The organism is Nocardia terrae (assembly GCF_009760405.1).
Lineage (GTDB): Bacteria > Actinomycetota > Actinomycetes > Mycobacteriales > Mycobacteriaceae > Nocardia > Nocardia terrae.
In genome coordinates this window covers 725,770-739,909 of sequence record NZ_WRPP01000005.1, presented here as the reverse complement: position 1 = coordinate 739,909, position 14,140 = coordinate 725,770, and the positions used below count along the sequence as shown (strand labels likewise).

General features: G+C 68.7%; 15 protein-coding genes. 7 read left to right on the top strand and 8 right to left on the bottom strand.

Translation table 11 applies throughout. The annotated features are described in order from the left end of the window. Nucleotides 1–9: 9 nt before the first annotated feature. Nucleotides 10–213: a hypothetical protein gene (locus GPX89_RS27495; protein WP_157390508.1), complete on the bottom strand. Its 204-nt coding sequence runs from the start codon at nt 211–213 to the stop codon at nt 10–12. A gap of 329 nt (nt 214–542) precedes the next feature. On the opposite strand from GPX89_RS27495, the gene GPX89_RS27490 reads away from it, so the two are divergent. Next, nucleotides 543–1,421 carry a helix-turn-helix domain-containing protein gene (locus GPX89_RS27490; protein ID WP_198347614.1) on the top strand — a complete coding sequence of 293 codons (879 nt, stop codon included), beginning with the start codon at nt 543–545 and terminating at the stop codon, nt 1,419–1,421. Between the two features lie 3 nt (nt 1,422–1,424). On the opposite strand, the gene GPX89_RS27485 is transcribed toward GPX89_RS27490, so the two are convergent. From GPX89_RS27485 to GPX89_RS27475, 3 genes are all read right to left on the bottom strand, one after another. Continuing rightward, complete coding sequence (locus tag GPX89_RS27485; protein ID WP_157390506.1) at nt 1,425–3,152, bottom strand: N-acyl-D-amino-acid deacylase family protein; 1,728 nt, start codon at nt 3,150–3,152, stop codon at nt 1,425–1,427. A gap of 73 nt (nt 3,153–3,225) precedes the next feature. Next, nucleotides 3,226–4,149 carry an endonuclease/exonuclease/phosphatase family protein gene (locus GPX89_RS27480; RefSeq protein ID WP_157390505.1) on the bottom strand — a complete coding sequence of 308 codons (924 nt, stop codon included), beginning with the start codon at nt 4,147–4,149 and terminating at the stop codon, nt 3,226–3,228. Then, nucleotides 4,146–6,134 carry a glycoside hydrolase gene (locus tag GPX89_RS27475; protein WP_235948064.1) on the bottom strand — a complete coding sequence of 663 codons (1,989 nt, stop codon included), beginning with the start codon at nt 6,132–6,134 and terminating at the stop codon, nt 4,146–4,148. Before GPX89_RS27475 ends, GPX89_RS27480 begins: the two co-directional genes overlap by 4 nt. A gap of 39 nt (nt 6,135–6,173) precedes the next feature. Here GPX89_RS27475 and GPX89_RS27470 point away from each other — a divergent pair, with 39 nt between their 5' ends. Next, nucleotides 6,174–6,836: a response regulator transcription factor gene (locus GPX89_RS27470; RefSeq protein ID WP_456237937.1), complete on the top strand. Its 663-nt coding sequence runs from the start codon at nt 6,174–6,176 to the stop codon at nt 6,834–6,836. Continuing rightward, on the top strand, nt 6,833–8,197 hold the full coding sequence (locus GPX89_RS27465; RefSeq protein WP_328602365.1) for a sensor histidine kinase: 1,365 nt from the start codon (nt 6,833–6,835) through the stop codon (nt 8,195–8,197). Before GPX89_RS27470 ends, GPX89_RS27465 begins: the two co-directional genes overlap by 4 nt. Nucleotides 8,198–8,200: 3 nt before the next feature. Here the strand turns inward: GPX89_RS27465 and GPX89_RS27460 are convergent, their stop codons facing one another. Beyond that, nucleotides 8,201–8,473: a hypothetical protein gene (locus GPX89_RS27460; protein ID WP_157390503.1), complete on the bottom strand. Its 273-nt coding sequence runs from the start codon at nt 8,471–8,473 to the stop codon at nt 8,201–8,203. Between the two features lie 196 nt (nt 8,474–8,669). Here GPX89_RS27460 and GPX89_RS27455 point away from each other — a divergent pair, with 196 nt between their 5' ends. Further along, the gene (locus tag GPX89_RS27455) at nt 8,670–9,359 is read left to right on the top strand and encodes a lysophospholipid acyltransferase family protein (RefSeq protein ID WP_235948062.1); all 690 of its coding nucleotides are present in this window, start codon (nt 8,670–8,672) and stop codon (nt 9,357–9,359) included. 6 nt (nt 9,360–9,365) lie between these two features. On the opposite strand, the gene GPX89_RS27450 is transcribed toward GPX89_RS27455, so the two are convergent. Next, nucleotides 9,366–10,163 carry a hypothetical protein gene (locus GPX89_RS27450; protein ID WP_157390501.1) on the bottom strand — a complete coding sequence of 266 codons (798 nt, stop codon included), beginning with the start codon at nt 10,161–10,163 and terminating at the stop codon, nt 9,366–9,368. 31 nt (nt 10,164–10,194) lie between these two features. Between GPX89_RS27450 and GPX89_RS27445 the strand changes: the two genes are divergently transcribed. Then, nucleotides 10,195–10,860: a hypothetical protein gene (locus GPX89_RS27445; protein ID WP_198347613.1), complete on the top strand. Its 666-nt coding sequence runs from the start codon at nt 10,195–10,197 to the stop codon at nt 10,858–10,860. Here the strand turns inward: GPX89_RS27445 and GPX89_RS27440 are convergent. Both GPX89_RS27440 and GPX89_RS27435 read right to left on the bottom strand, forming a co-directional pair. Then, nucleotides 10,857–11,243: a RidA family protein gene (locus tag GPX89_RS27440; RefSeq protein WP_157390691.1), complete on the bottom strand. Its 387-nt coding sequence runs from the start codon at nt 11,241–11,243 to the stop codon at nt 10,857–10,859. The two genes, GPX89_RS27445 and GPX89_RS27440, sit on opposite strands and share 4 nt — an antisense overlap. Nucleotides 11,244–11,302: 59 nt before the next feature. Continuing rightward, complete coding sequence (locus GPX89_RS27435; protein ID WP_157390500.1) at nt 11,303–11,782, bottom strand: HIT family protein; 480 nt, start codon at nt 11,780–11,782, stop codon at nt 11,303–11,305. A gap of 149 nt (nt 11,783–11,931) precedes the next feature. On the opposite strand from GPX89_RS27435, the gene GPX89_RS27430 reads away from it, so the two are divergent. Both GPX89_RS27430 and GPX89_RS27425 read left to right on the top strand, forming a co-directional pair. Then, nucleotides 11,932–12,390, top strand: a complete 459-nt coding sequence (locus GPX89_RS27430; protein WP_157390499.1) for an SRPBCC family protein — start codon at nt 11,932–11,934, stop codon at nt 12,388–12,390. Between the two features lie 76 nt (nt 12,391–12,466). Continuing rightward, nucleotides 12,467–13,807, top strand: coding sequence for an ABC1 kinase family protein (locus GPX89_RS27425; RefSeq protein WP_328602364.1), 1,341 nt, complete (start codon nt 12,467–12,469; stop codon nt 13,805–13,807). The last annotated feature ends 333 nt before the right edge of the window (nt 13,808–14,140 follow it).

Below are 14,140 nucleotides of genomic sequence, written 5' to 3'. Positions count from 1 at the left end.
GGCAGCAACCTATCGGGCGCGGCGGGACTCCGGCCAGGAGGCGGGCCGTCGGAAAGGCGGCAATTCGGGCCACGACCGCAGTACCGGTGTGCATCGGGTGCTGCGGTGTTCGGCCTTGGTCTCGCGGGTAACCGAGCGGACGCCCAACCAGATGCCGATCCCGAACGCCGGGGCCGCCAATGCGGGAAGTAGCAGGATGGCGGTTGAGCTCATGGTGAGGTGACCTCGATTGCTGGTCGTCGTCCGGGCCGGATGTGGATGAATCGCACGGGGGCAGCGGCTGTTACGTGACGAATCGTGGCCAGGGCGAAAAGCGCGTCAGGGTGATCGGTTTCTCATCGGTGTCCGTGACGACGCGGTACACCCAATCTGTCGGTTGCGCCACACCGACCGGTCTGCCGTTGATATGTTTCGCCAACCCGATTGGGGAACAGAAATAGGTCGGGAGAAGTCGAAGAGGGACCGCGTACATGTTCGACTGGGATCTAGCCAGGAAAGCCTCGGGCGTGCGAATACTGCTGCAGCTCGCCGAGGAACGAGGAATGCCGGCGGGAGAGTGTCTGGCGGGGGCCGGACTTCCGCCGGTGATGGACTCGAGCACGGAAGTCACCGCCGGGCAGGAAATTGCGGTGGTGCGGAATCTGCTGGCCCGCTTCGGGGACGCACCGGGGCTGGGTGCGGAGGCAGGAAGTCGGTACCGCGTCATGCTGGACGGGCCCTGGGGACTGGCGCTGCTGGCCAGCCGCACCGTGCGGGACGCGGTGGAGGTGGTCATGCGACATGCCGCGGCGGACTTCGCGTTCGGGCCATTGAGTTTCGCGGAGATCGCGGGCGAAGGGGTCCTGCGCTTCGATGATCACGAGCTGCCCGAGGACGTGCGGATCTTCGTCACCGCACGGACCATGACCGGGTTGCAGGTGATCTATCGGTCCGTGTTCGGTCTCGAACCGGCCTACGGTGCGAACGGCAACGAGCTCGTCTTCGCCGCCGCGCCGGATGTGCCGTTGCCGCAGGTGAACGAGTGGGCACGCAGCACCTGCGAGCAGATGTGCCGGGATCTGCTGGCCCGTCGGCACGCGCGCAGCGGGGTCGCCGGTGCGGTGCGGGATCTGCTGGTGCGCAACCCGGGGGTGATCCCCGATCAGTCGGCGGTGGCGGCCGAATTGTTCGTCAGCGCGCGCACGCTGTCGCGGCGGCTCAATGAGGAGGGCACCTCTTTCCGGGCGTTGCTCGACGAAGTGCGGCAGGCGCTGGCGGAGGAGCTGCTCGACCATACCGGTATGACGACCGAGCAGGTGGCGGCCCGGCTGGGGTATGCCGAGGCCGCCTCCTTCATTCGGGCGTTCCGGCGCTGGAGAGGTTGTCCGCCACAGGAGTACCGCGCCCGCGGGGTGCGGGCACGGGTGCCGGAAATGGTGTAGCGGTCAGCGCCCGGTCGCGGTCAGGAAAGTGCCCGCGTGCAGGGTGGTGCCGAATCCCGGTGTGAATTCACCGTATTCGTAGACCAGGTGGCCGCCTACCACGGTGGCGGCCACCGCCCGGTCGTTGCGGTTCACCATGCGGGCCAGGCCCGCGACGCCGGGGAAGGGGGCCTCGGCGTATTCGCTGCTGGAGCCATCGAAGCCGGCCGGGTCGATGACGGCGATATCGGCGCGCGCCCCGAGCTCGAGCCGGCCCGCGTCGAGGCCGTACCAGTCGGCCAGCTCACCCGTGACGCGGTGGACCGCTGTTTCGAGCGGCAGGAATCCCCGCTGGTGCGCGCGTTCGAGCAGGCGCAGGCCGAAGTTGTAGAAGGCCATGTTGCGCAGGTGCGCACCGGAATCGGCGAAACCGATCTGCATCATGGGGGAGCTCTGCAGCAGATCCATCACCTCCTCGCGGTCATTGGCGATGACGGTGCGCCAGCGCAGTTTCGCGCCGTGCGCGACGGCGAGATCGAGCAGCGCGTCGGCCGGGTGGATGCCGCGTTCGTCGGCCACCGCGCCGAACGATTTGCCGACGACCTCCGCCTCGGGGCACGACACGATCACCGCGTCGTACAGATCCCGGTTCCACACGCGCGGGCCGAACTTCTTGGCCAGGTCCTTGCGGAAGCGCCTGCGATAGTCCTCGTCGGCCAGCAGTTCGCCGCGCTTCATCACATCGCGGATATTGAGTGCCGCCACACCGGAACCGAATTCCTCGAACACCACCAGATCGACCCCGTCGGCGTACACCTCGAACGGGACCGGTAGGTGCTGCCACCGGAACTGTGCTCCGCCAACGGTGTTCACGATCCAGGCCGCCGTGGTCGCGGCGCGTGCGACCGTGCGGTCGGCCTTGACGTCCATGCCCGCGATCAGAGTCGTCTTGAGCGGCTTGCGGATTCGACCGGCGCTCTCGGCGAAATAGCGGGCGATCTCGGCGCGGGCGGTGAGGTTGGGTGTGCTCTGGTGCACTCGGCCGCGGCGGCGCAGAATCGCGTTGAGCGCCCGGTATTCGCGCCACGACGCGTAGGTCGACGGCAGCTGGCGGGTCGGGAACCGCACACCCTCCAGTTTCGAGAACGAGCTGCGGATGGTGGACAGACCCAGGAATCCGGCATCGAGGGCGTCTTCGAGCATGCCGCACATGCGTTTCAGCTCGGCGTCGGTCGGCCGGGCCTGCGCGTCCACTGCCCGGCCCAGGCCCATGGCCGTCACCCGCATGTCCGAATGTCCGAGGAAAGCCGCGACATTCGCGCCGAGCGGGCGGTCGGCGATGGCCTTCGCGTACGCGTGCGGGCCGTCCCAATCCTTGTGCTCCTTGACGGCCGAGTGCACCGTGTCCCACGGCAGCGCCTCGACCCGTGAGAACAGGTCCGCGCAGTCCTCGGCCTCGGAATAGACCGTCGACAGCGAGCAGTTGCCCAGCACGACCGAGGTGACCCCGTGCCGGACCGATTCGCCCAGACCGGGATTGCCGAGCACCTCGGCGTCGTAGTGGGTGTGCACGTCGAGCATGCCCGGCATCACCCATTTCCCGGTGGCGTCGACCGTGCGCACACCCTCGGGCAGCTCGCCGCCGATGGCCGCCACTTTGCCGTCGCTGACCCCGACATCGGCCCGCACCCCCGGCTTCCCGGACCCGTCGTACACCGTGCCGCCGCGAATCACCAAGTCGCATCGAGCCATCGCAAACCACCCTGTCCATCAGCTCGCCGTCAGCGGGTTCCTTTACACGCTACAAACGGAGTATGCGCCGGGCTCAGCGCCGCGGGAAGGCGACGGTGGCGGTCGGGGCGCGGTGATCCGGGCCGGGGATGCGCAGCACCGAGGCCCCCGCGGTGGTCAGGCCGCGTTGCAGGATGTGGTCCAGGCGGGCTAGAGGAAACGCGGCGGGCCAGGTGAAGCCGGGGCCCGCGCCCGAAGCCGGCTGAGTGTCGGTGAATCCGGGGGCGAACGAGCGCCAGTGGCGGTCGGTGGTGGCGGTGTTGAAGTCGCCGGCCACCATAATGTGCGGGGCCGGGTCGGCGGAGAGCTGGCGGGACAGGATCTTCAGGCCGTTGTTGCGGGTCGCGGTGTCAGCCGGGCGGACCGACGGCAGGTGCACCACATAGACCACCAGGTCGCCGGACGGGGTGCTGACATGGGTGCGCAGCCCGCGCTGCCAGCCGACGCCGACATCGGCCGTGGTGGTGTCCGAAGTCGGATAGCGGCTCCACAGCGCGACGGTGCCGCGCTCCTCGCGATAGGGGTAGGAGGCGTCGAGGATTCGCTGAACGGGCGCGCGATCGGTGCCGCCGAGCTCCTGGACCGCGATCAGATCCGCGCCGGTCGCCGCGAGGGCACGGGCGGTCGCGACCGGGGTGGTGTTGTCGGCGAAGAGGTTCTGCGACACCACCTTCAGGGTGCCCGAGGCCGGTGTGCCGGCCGTGGCGTTCGGTGCCCACCAGGAGCCGAAGGTGTACGCCCACACCAGCAGCGGGGCGATGCAGGCGGCCGCTCCGGCGGGGCTGCGGCAGACCAGGGCCAGGGCCGCCAGCAGCGGGACCAGCAGGATCAGCCAGGGGGCGGCGGTGTCGAGGGCGACACCCGAGCCCAGGGCGTCCGGTATCCGGTCGTGCGCCACCATCAGCACCGCGAGAAGCGCTGCGGCGGCGACGAACACGAGGGTGATGGGGCGTCTCATCGGCCGGGGCACAGTCGCCGGGGGCTGGAGTCGCCCTTCAGTTGCGCGTCGACGCAACCGCCGGGGAGACCGTTGTACTCGCGGGTCCCGAAGTTGGCGGTGACGGTGAGATCGCTGTTGCCGAAGACGCTGCGCTGGACCAGACGGTCATCGGTCAGCCAGCGGAAGTCCGTCATCGGCAGGGTGGCGGCCTTCTCGTGCAGCGGCGCGAAGAACTGTTGCAGCCGTGCCATTTCCGGGCCGTGCTCGGCGAGCGTCGCGCCGTCCATCACGAAGTTGAGCGGGGTGTTGTTGAGGACCGCGGTCAGCGCCCGCATCGTCTCCTGGTGCGGCAGCTTGTAATACGACAGCTCCCAGCGGTCCACGTTGATCAGCGAGTCGTGCAGCACGGTCTCGTACAGCGGCACCCGGTAGGCCGGGTCGAACATCGCGGTGACCAGATCGGACGGCAGATCGACCGGCTTGAAGAACGCCTTGGGCGCATCGGCGGGATACCAGCGGCCCCAGGTCTCGCGGTCGCGCTGCAGCTTCCACAGCCCGTCCGAGACCGGGTTCTGGGCGCCGTGATCGAAGGCCAGCACCGGTGCGGCCCAGGAACCGGCGGCCTCCGAACCGAGGACGGTCTTGCGGTCGTCGGACAGCCAGCGCATGCGGTCGAGGCGGTTGTCGCGATCCTGCCGCTGGCTCATGGGGTGGGCGGGGGAGTAGTCGTCGAAGAACTCGCCCGCGGCGTCGACGTCGAGGAAGTAGGTGTTCGCGCCATTGGCGGTCATGGCGGCGTAGCGGTCCTGATACAGCTTCGGATCCTGTTTCAGCGCTTGGGAACTCAGGTAGCAGCCGCGATCGCCGAAACCGGTCTCCTCGGTGCCGTCCGGCTTCCGGACGCACCCGTCGGGCCAGACGGTGCCCGGCCAGCGGGAGGAGGGGTTGTCGGCGGTGGCGGGGTCCTGAGCATTGGCCCACGAATCATAGGGACCCGCAAGATATCCCGCGTTCTTCGCGGCGGTGATGGCCGCGGCGGACATGGGGTCGTCACCGGAGTCGTAGCCGAGCCACATCTTCGACAGGCCGAGGGCCTTCATTCGCTCGACGGCTTCGGGCGTGCGCCCGTCGCCCCACAGGTAGGCGTGGAACGCGCCGAGCAGCTTCGCGATCTCCGGGTTCTTGCCGATTTTGTCTCGCAGCGAACGGAATTCGCCGTGCCCGATGAGCCAGGCCCGGTAATCCTCGGCGGCCGCGACCGGGGAGGCGTCGGTGAGGGCGAAGTCCACGGTGTAGTCGCGGGTGCCCGCGCGATCGGCGAAATCGTGTGCGGCCCCGGTGATGAGCCTGCCGTCCTGCGATTTCACCGTGACACTGCTGCCGATATCGGTGGGCACGATGTAGCCGACACCGCGATCGCCCACCCGGTAGCCCCAGAACGGCATGGTCAGAGCGGAAGTCAGCGGCAGGGGTTCGCCGATCAGCCCGGTGTCGGGGCCGTTCCAGAAGGGATCGCGCACCGGCAGCGAGAGACCCTCGCCGCGGGGGATCTGCAGGGCGGCCGCGGCGGGGTCCGTGCCGGTGATCGGCCACCGCAGCGAGCCGTCGCGGTCGCTGTGCACGGTGACGCGCAGGCGGCCGTCCTCGGTGGTGGCGGAGACGGTCAGCGCCCGATCGGGGTAGGTCCAGGTCGCGGTCGAACCCGCCAGCTGGACCGGTCCCGCCGTGCCGAGGGTGTCACCGGCGGGCGCGGACAGCTCATAGGTCTTGCCCTCGGCTGTGGCGGTGATGCCCAGGGACCGGGTGTCGACCCGGGCCGTGCCGTCGCCGATCGGGATAACCACTTGATTGCCGTCGAGCTGCGCCGGCGGTGCGCTCGCGTCCTTTCCGCACGCCGTGAGTCCGGCTGCGGCCACCCCGAGAATGGCCAGGACAGCCGGGGTGCGATGCGGTATCCGAAGTCTCATGGCGTCCACGCTCATGGACCCAGATGAGAGTCGCATGAGAAATCCCAGGTCGTCCTCGTCCGTATGATCCCAGGGGTGCGGGTATTGGTGGTCGACGACGAAGCCGCGGTGCGGGATGCGCTGGTGCGCGCGCTCGCGACCGAGGGCTACGAGGCGCGGGGCGTCGGGGATGGCGCGACCGCGCTCACCGAGGTTGCCCGATGGCAGCCGGAGGTCGTGGTGCTGGACGTGCTCATGCCGTTCATGGATGGTTTGACCACCTGCCGCACCCTGCGTGGGCGCGGGGACCGGACGCCGATTCTCATGCTCACCGCGCGGGACGCGGTGGCCGATCGGATCGAAGGGCTGGACGCGGGGGCCGACGACTATCTGGTCAAACCATTCGATCTGGACGAGTTGCTGGCGCGGGTGCGCGCCCTGGTGCGGCGGACCTATCCCGAGGACGGGGCGGTGTTGTCGACGGGTGATCTCGTGGTGGACACCGCCGCCCACACCGTGCGCCGGGGCGATCGCGAGATCGAGCTCAGCCGAACCGAATTCGCGCTGCTCGAGGTGCTGCTGCGGAATGCGGGGCAGGCGCTGCCGCGCGAGACGCTGATCGACCGGGTGTGGGGCCGCAATTCGTCGAACTCGCTCGAGGTGTACATCCGGTATCTGCGGCGCAAGCTCGAATTCGAGGGCGAGTCCGCGCTGATCCATACCGTGCGCGGGGTGGGCTATCGGCTGGGGGCCTCGTGACGCGGCTCGGACTGCGGGGCCGGATCGCCGTATTCTTCGTGCTGGCAATGGCTTTGGCGCTGGCGGGGATGGCCGTGGCGGCCTACGTCGTGGTCGGGCACGAGTTGAACAGCACGCTCGATGTGGGTCTGCGGCGGCAGGCCACGCGCATCGCCCGGCAGTTCCCGGTGGAGCCGTCGGTCGCGGCGATCTCGGGTCCGTGCCGCTACCTGGCCGCGCCCAGCTGTGTGCAGGTGGTGGCCGCGGACGGCAGCATCCGATCCGAGCATCTGCCCGATTTCTCGCTGCCCGTCGATACCGAAACACGGGCGGTGGCAGCGGGATCCGCGGACGCGTTCTTCACCGACTTCACCCTCGACGGCTATCGGATGCGGATGTACACCATGCAGCTGGAGCCCGGCAGCGCCGTGCAGGTGGCGCAGCGCTCGGACAGTGTGGACACCGGGCGCAAACGCGTGGGCATCGCGCTGCTGGCGGCCGCGGGGGCGGGACTGCTGCTGGCGGCGGGCATCGGCACCGTGCTCGCGCGCCGCGCCCTCGCGCCGGTGGCGGCGCTCACCGACGCGGCCGAAAGGGTGGCGCGCACAAGGGATCCCAAGCACCACATCACGGTCACCGGCTCCGACGAGCTGGCGCGCCTGGCGGTCAGCGTCAACACCATGCTCGACGAACTCGACGCCGCCCTCACGGCCGAACGCGCCTCCCGCGCCGCCCAGCAGCGACTGGTGGCCGACGCCTCGCACGAGCTGCGCACCCCGCTCACCGCCCTGCGCACCAATGTCGATCTGCTGCGTCGCGCCGAACGCATGTCACCCGCCGACCTGGACGAGACCGTTTCCGCCCTGCGCGTGCAATCCGAGGAATTGTCGGGTCTGGTCACCGATCTCATCGACCTGGCCCGCGCCGACGATCCGGACGCGGCCCGCGAGACCCTCGAGGATCTGCGCTTGGACCTGCTGACGGCCGACTGCCTGGGCGTGGCCCGAAGGCATTGGCCCACAATGGTCTTCTACGCCGATCTGCATCCGGTGACCGTTCAGGGCGTGCCCGCGCGGCTCTCGCGCGCGGTCACCAACCTGCTCGACAATGCCGCCAAGTTCAGCCCGCCGGGAGGGACGGTCCGGGTCGGTGTCGCGGACGGCACGTTGACGGTCCGCGACGAGGGTCCCGGCATACCGCCCGAAGACCTCCCGCACGTCTTCGATCGCTTCTACCGCTCTCCGGCGGCGCGCTCGACCCCGGGCCACGGGCTGGGGCTGGCGATCGTGGCGCAAGTCGCCGAGATCCACCACGCCACGGTGGCGGTCGAATCCAGTTCCAGCGGTTCGTGTTTCACCCTCACGTTCCCGACCGGCGACTAGCGCTCAGGTCGGCGTCGGGCAGAACGGCGCGCACGACGCGGGCGGCGTGGGTGTGGGCGGTTGCGGCTCGTCGAAATGCGCTGAGCTCACCAGAATCAGCAGTCCGATGGCTATACCGAGCACGGCCGCGAAGGCGGTCGCCACGACGGCCCAGTTGAGTCGTGGAAAGGTGATGACCTCGCTGCCGTCCTCGAGGGCGAGGAATACCACCGCCGTACTCAGCGGCGATCGGGACAGTTGTTGCAAGACGGTGTTACGCCACCAGTTTCCGGCCATGGCAGCACGCGAGCCTTTAGTGATGTGATTCTCCGGGTGCCGTGATTACGGCAACTTCCAGGCTACGCCCGAAATGTCGTTATAGCTAACAGCTATTCGATCACGGTTCGTGCACTATTGAGTAGTTCTGCGGTGGTCCGGCCGGCCCGCGGAGACAAGGATGAAATGTGTTGCACGACGGTCGAAATGGAGAGCGATGAATACCGAGTCGACACCGGTTCCGCGGCGGCCGCGCCGCCCGAAGGGGCTGGGCAAGCGAGCCTGGGTCACCACACAGTTGGTCCGCCGCATCCTGCGCGCCCTGGCCTGGTCGAATTTCGTTCATGTCACCGTTGTCGGCCGTGCTCTGGTACCCGGATCCGGGCCGGTCATCGTGGCGAGCAATCACGTCTCCATGCTCGACGCGGTATTTCTTTGGGGCGCCCTGCGCCGCCGTGCCGTCGCCATCGCCATGGCCGAACTCTGGTCCTGGCCCGTGGTCGGTTGGCTGGTGCGGCGGCTGGGTCAGATACCGGTCGTGCGGCGCGACAGCGAATCCGGGCAGGCCGCGACCGCCCAGGCCGAGCAAATTCTCCGCCACGGCGGTGTGCTCATCATTTACCCCGAGGGCAAGCTGGTCGCGCGCGGTGAGCGGGAACCGTACAAGCCCGGGGTGGCGAAACTGGCCCTGGCGACCGGCGTACCCATCGTTCCGGTCGCCACCACGGGAACCGATGGGGTGCTGCCCACTCGCCGCGCTCGGGGCGACGGTCCCGCCTTCGACCGCCGCCACCCGGTGACCATCCGCTTCGGCGAGCCCATCGATCCCGCCGGCTTCGACGACCCCGACAAACTCCTCGACCATCTGCGGCACACCATCGAAGACCTTCGCGCCCAGGAGGATTGAGGGTGCTCACAGCGTCCGGCGGAGTTCCTCCAGGCGCTGCGCGAGGTCGTCGCGGCCCAGCTCTTCCAGGGCGCCGCGATAGGTCTGCGCGAATTCGAGGTACAGGCCGGTCAATTGCTCGGTGAGCAGCGCCTCCGCGGCCGGGTCGACGCCGTCGTGGCGCCACCGCCCGGCCGCGCGGACCAGCGGTTCGGCGGCTCCTCGATACCAGTCGATCGCATCCTCGTTGCGACCGATCCGGCCGGTGCCCAGGGTGTAGAGGAACCGCACCGGGAACAAGGTCGTCTTGGTGACCGCGCGCGGTCCCGCCGCGATCAGTCCCGCCGGGTCGCCGAGCTCGGCCCGATAAGCGGCATCGATCTTGCCGAGTGCGAATTCCGCTGATTCGCAGATCAATTCGTCCCGTTGCGGCAGGGTCGCCCCCACTCGCCGGTCCTCTCCGTAGAGCAGCCGTCCCGATTCCAGCAGATCCAGCCGATCGATCGCGGGCAGCCGGCATCCGGCGGCGGCTCCCTGCCGAATCCCCGCCCAGTCGCTCCAGAAGATCGACACCCGCTGTGCCAGCGGCCCGTCGAAGCTCCGCTGTACCGCCGCGTTCACCCCGGCGACCCGCCCGCGCGCGGCCGCCGTGCAGTCCGCGAGCACCAGCACCACGTCGATATCGCTGACCAGCGGCGCGAATCCGCCGTGCGCCAGACTCCCGATGGCGTATCCCGCCGCCAGCTCGCCTCGAAACTCCTTGTACGCACAGTCGATCGCTCCGAGCAGAATTCGCTCGCCGTCCGGCGCCAGCACCTGTTCCACGGGCCCCATTCTTACCCGCTAGGGTCGGTGCGTGGATGTGCGAGTGATACCCGGTGAGCTGATCGAGGTGCCGACGGCGGACGTGACCGGCATGGATCGCCGGGCCTTCGGCGAATTCATCGGGCCGGGAGGTGAACTCGCCTCCTACGCGTTCGGCTGGACGACCGGGGGCGATCCGCACGTGGGGCGGTTCAGTGTCGGCATCGGGGCGGGGAACCCCGGCGGCGGCACGTTTCACGCGGTGATGTTCGACAACGACGGGAGCCATGCGTTCGGGCTGGTGGACGAGCCGTTCGAGCAGGTTCCACAGGGCGGTCCGGATCTGACCGCCGCGCAGTCCCGCGCGCACGAGGATCTGCCGTTCATCTGGTGGGTGGTCGACCATGTCATGGACCGCGACCCCCGGGCGTGGTGGATGCGGCACTGGTTGATGGGAACCCGGTGCATCCAGACGCCGGAGGTGTTCGAGAAGCAGGAGCCGATCCTGCACGTCGGCCATGACCAGGACGGCGACCTGTGGCAGCTGCTCGGTCCCACCGACCCCGGGGAACAGGGCCGGATCGGGCACCTTTATCACGCCGTCGACGAGGATCCGACGCTCATGGAGGTGCTGAACCTGCAATCGGGTTCGTATGGAACCCGATCCGCGGTCGGCGGCGCATGGACTCGCGTCGCGGCGGAGTCCGACGCCGACTAGGGCACGACGGCGTCGGCTTCGATCTCGACCATGAGCGCCGGATCGATGAGCGCGCTGACCTCGAGCATCGAAGCGGCCGGGCGGATATCGGCGAACACCTCGCCGTGGGCCTTGCCGACCTCTTCCCAGCGGCTGATATCGGTGACGAAGATCCGGGTCCGCACCACGTGTTCGGGTCCGGCTCCCACCTCGGCGAGGGCGGCGACGATGCGCCGCAAGGCTTCCCGGGCTTGCTCGGCGATATCGTCGCCACCCACGACGCCGCCGTCCGGGGTCGCGGCGGTCGTCCCGGCGACCGAAACCCACTGCCCCACTCGCACGGCGCGTGAATAACCCACGATCGGCTCCCACGCCGCGCCCGAGGAAACCACCTGTCGACTCATCATTGGGCAATTCTGCACGACGGGCTCAGGGCTCGGGCAGGGCCTGCTGGTCCTCGGCGTCAGGCGCCCAGAATCGCCTGGTCGAGTTTCTCGGTGATCAGTTGGCGGAGCGGATCGTGCCGGGGACCCAGGGCGTAACGAGGGTCGCTCCAGTTCTCGCGGGGATGGAGCCAGACCGGGCCCGTCACCAGATCTGCTGGCTCCCAGTCGAATCGGGGCCAAATGTGGGCGTGGAGGTAGGGATCGTGATTGCCCAGGATTTCGATGTTCACGCGGCGGAAAGCGGTTTCGGTGGCGCGGCAGGCCCGTTCGACCGCCTCGGCCAGAGCGTCCATCTCGGCGAGAAAGGCCGCCCGTTTGCCGCGCGGCAGGTCCGAGAGGCGTTGCACGGCCGGGTCGTCGGTGAGCAGCACGGTGTAGCCGGGCAGGAATTGGACCTCGCCCATCGTCGCGAAGCCGGATTCCAGTCTGCGCAGGACCGTGGGGTTCTCGCCGCGGAGGGCGCTGCCGATGCGATCGGCTCGAAAATCATCGGTCATTACTGGAATCTAGCCCGGCGCAGGCGATCAGCTGCCGGTGTTCGCGCTGCCGGTGTCGATTCCGATGTAGCGCTCGAGAACTCCCTGCACGGAGTGTGTGGCCGGTCAGTGGTAGCGGGATTCGGGCGCGCGATGGTTCGATCGGTGGTATGAGCCAAAATGACGAGTCCGTGAAGGTGGTTTCGGCCGAGCGGGAGATGGCGGTGGGGGTGGACCGCATCTTCGAGTTGATCGCCGATCCGGCGGCGCAGCCGAGTTGGGACGGGAACGAGAATCTGTCGCGTGCGGAGCCGGGGCAGCGGGTGCGCGCGGTGGGTGAGGTGTTCGTGATGACGCTGACCACCGGCGCTGTGCGTGAGAACCACGTGGTGGAGTTCGAGGAGGGGCGGCGGATCGCTTGGCTGCCTTCGGAACCGGGGCAGCAGCCGCCGGGGCACCTGTGGCGGTGGGAGCTGGAACCGTTGGGGGAGAACCTGACCCGGGTCACCCACACCTACGACTGGACCAACCTGAACGACGAGAAGCGCAAGGTGAAAGCGGCCGCCACCACTTCGGCGATGCTGCTCGGTTCGATGGATCGGCTTGCGGCACTGGCCGAGAAGGAGTGACCGCGGCGTGATCGACCGCGCCCCCGAAACCACCTACACTGTCTGAGACGGGGGTGTGGCAGGAAGGAACGGCGACGTGGCCGGACTCAGGAGAAAAGGCATCGCCCGCATGGCCAAGGTGGCGAGCATTCCCGCGACCCTGATGGCGCAGCGGGTCGCCGCCACCGGAAAGAGCCTGCTGGCCGGGGCCGAACGCGGAACCCTGACCGATGAGATGCTCGACAATGCCGCGGAACAGGTGTTCGCGGTACTGGGCGAACTCAAGGGCGGCGCCATGAAACTCGGCCAGGCCCTGAGCGTGGCCGAGGCCGGAGTCCCGCCGCGCTTCGCCGACCCCTTCCGCGACGCCCTCATCCGGCTGCAACAGGAAGCCCCGCCCATGCCGGCGGCCGACACCCACCGCATGCTCGACCTGCAACTGGGCACCGGCTGGCGGAAACGGTTCGCGTGCTTCGAGGATGCGCCGGTCGCCGCCGCCAGCATCGGCCAGGTGCACCGAGCGGTCTGGCACGACGGCCGCGACGTCGCGGTCAAGGTGCAGTATCCCGAAGCCGAGGAGTCGCTGCGCGCGGATCTGAAGATGCTGCAGATGGTTTCGGGCGCGTTCAACACTCTGCTGGCGGGCACCAATGCCCGCCAGCTCATCGAGGAATTCCTGGCCCGCACCGAGGACGAGCTCGACTACCGCATCGAGGCCGCCTACCAGCGCCGCTTCGCCAAGGCGTACGCCGGTGACCCGAGGTTCTTCGTGCCGCGCGTGGTGGCCGCCGCCCCGAAGGTCATGGTCACCGAATGGATGGACGGCACACCGCTGTCGCGCATCATCGCCGACGGCGCCCGCGCGGACCGCAATCGGGCCGGGCTGCTGCTGGCCGAATTCGCCCTGAGCTCACCGACCCGCGTCGGCTGCCTGCACAGCGACCCGCACCCGGGTAATTTCCAGCTGCGGCCCGACAATCGGCTCGGCGTCATCGATTACGGCGCGTGCACCGAAACCCCGCGCGGGATTCCGCGCGCCGTCGGCCGGCTGGCCCGGTGCGCGCTGGACGGGAATTACGAAGGCATGGAAGCGGTCCTGCGCGCGGAGGGCTTCGTGAAGCCGGGCGCGCCCATCGACATGCCGCCGATCCAGCGCCGCGTCGACCCGGTGATCGCGCGCATCGACGGTCCCAACTTCCACTTCACCCGTCAATTCCTGCAGGCGGAAGTGGCTCGTTCGCTGGACCCGGAGAACATTTCGCTGACCAATGCCCGCGCCATGAAGGCTCCCGCCGACCAACCCGAATACGCCATGTTCACCCGCGTTTTCGGCGGCATCGTCGGTATCTGCGCCCAACTCGACGCCGAGGGCCCATTCCTCGAACTGGTCGAGAAATGGGTCCCCGAATTCGGCGGCTCTCAGGAGGCCGCGTCCTGAAACTCGCGCACCGAAGTGGCGGTGAACCGGTAGTCGTCCGGGCGCCGAGACGCCCTGATACGCCTGGAATCGATTGGCATCCCAGAACACGCCGAGCTCGACCCCGCCGCGACCGTAGATCGGATACGGGGGCGTACAGCCCTTCTCCATGACCTTGAAACCGGTGGCGCACAGCACCATATCGAACTCGCGCTCACGCCCGTCGGCGCTGACGACGCCCGTCGGCGTGAAATGCTCGATCGCCTCGGTGACTCTCGACCCCGGCCGAATCCCGCTCCGATGACGACGACGTCGTGGTCGGGCAGGGCCCGCGAACCATTGGTGGAGTTCAGG

Excerpts from the sequence above, each read along its gene's own strand:
- GPX89_RS27485 (WP_157390506.1), bottom strand. The coding sequence starts at position 3,152 with ATGGCTCGATGCGACTTGGTGATTCGCGGCGGCACGGTGTACGACGGG.
- GPX89_RS27440 (WP_157390691.1), bottom strand. The coding sequence starts at position 11,243 with ATGAGTCGACAGGTGGTTTCCTCGGGCGCGGCGTGGGAGCCGATCGTG.
- GPX89_RS27455 (WP_235948062.1), top strand. The coding sequence starts at position 8,670 with ATGAATACCGAGTCGACACCGGTTCCGCGGCGGCCGCGCCGCCCGAAG.
- GPX89_RS27435 (WP_157390500.1), bottom strand. The coding sequence starts at position 11,782 with ATGACCGATGATTTTCGAGCCGATCGCATCGGCAGCGCCCTCCGCGGC.
- GPX89_RS27460 (WP_157390503.1), bottom strand. The coding sequence starts at position 8,473 with ATGGCCGGAAACTGGTGGCGTAACACCGTCTTGCAACAACTGTCCCGA.
- GPX89_RS27480 (WP_157390505.1), bottom strand. The coding sequence starts at position 4,149 with ATGAGACGCCCCATCACCCTCGTGTTCGTCGCCGCCGCAGCGCTTCTC.
- GPX89_RS27495 (WP_157390508.1), bottom strand. The coding sequence starts at position 213 with ATGAGCTCAACCGCCATCCTGCTACTTCCCGCATTGGCGGCCCCGGCG.
- GPX89_RS27490 (WP_198347614.1), top strand. The coding sequence starts at position 543 with ATGCCGGCGGGAGAGTGTCTGGCGGGGGCCGGACTTCCGCCGGTGATG.
- GPX89_RS27430 (WP_157390499.1), top strand. The coding sequence starts at position 11,932 with ATGAGCCAAAATGACGAGTCCGTGAAGGTGGTTTCGGCCGAGCGGGAG.
- GPX89_RS27475 (WP_235948064.1), bottom strand. The coding sequence starts at position 6,134 with ATGCGACTCTCATCTGGGTCCATGAGCGTGGACGCCATGAGACTTCGG.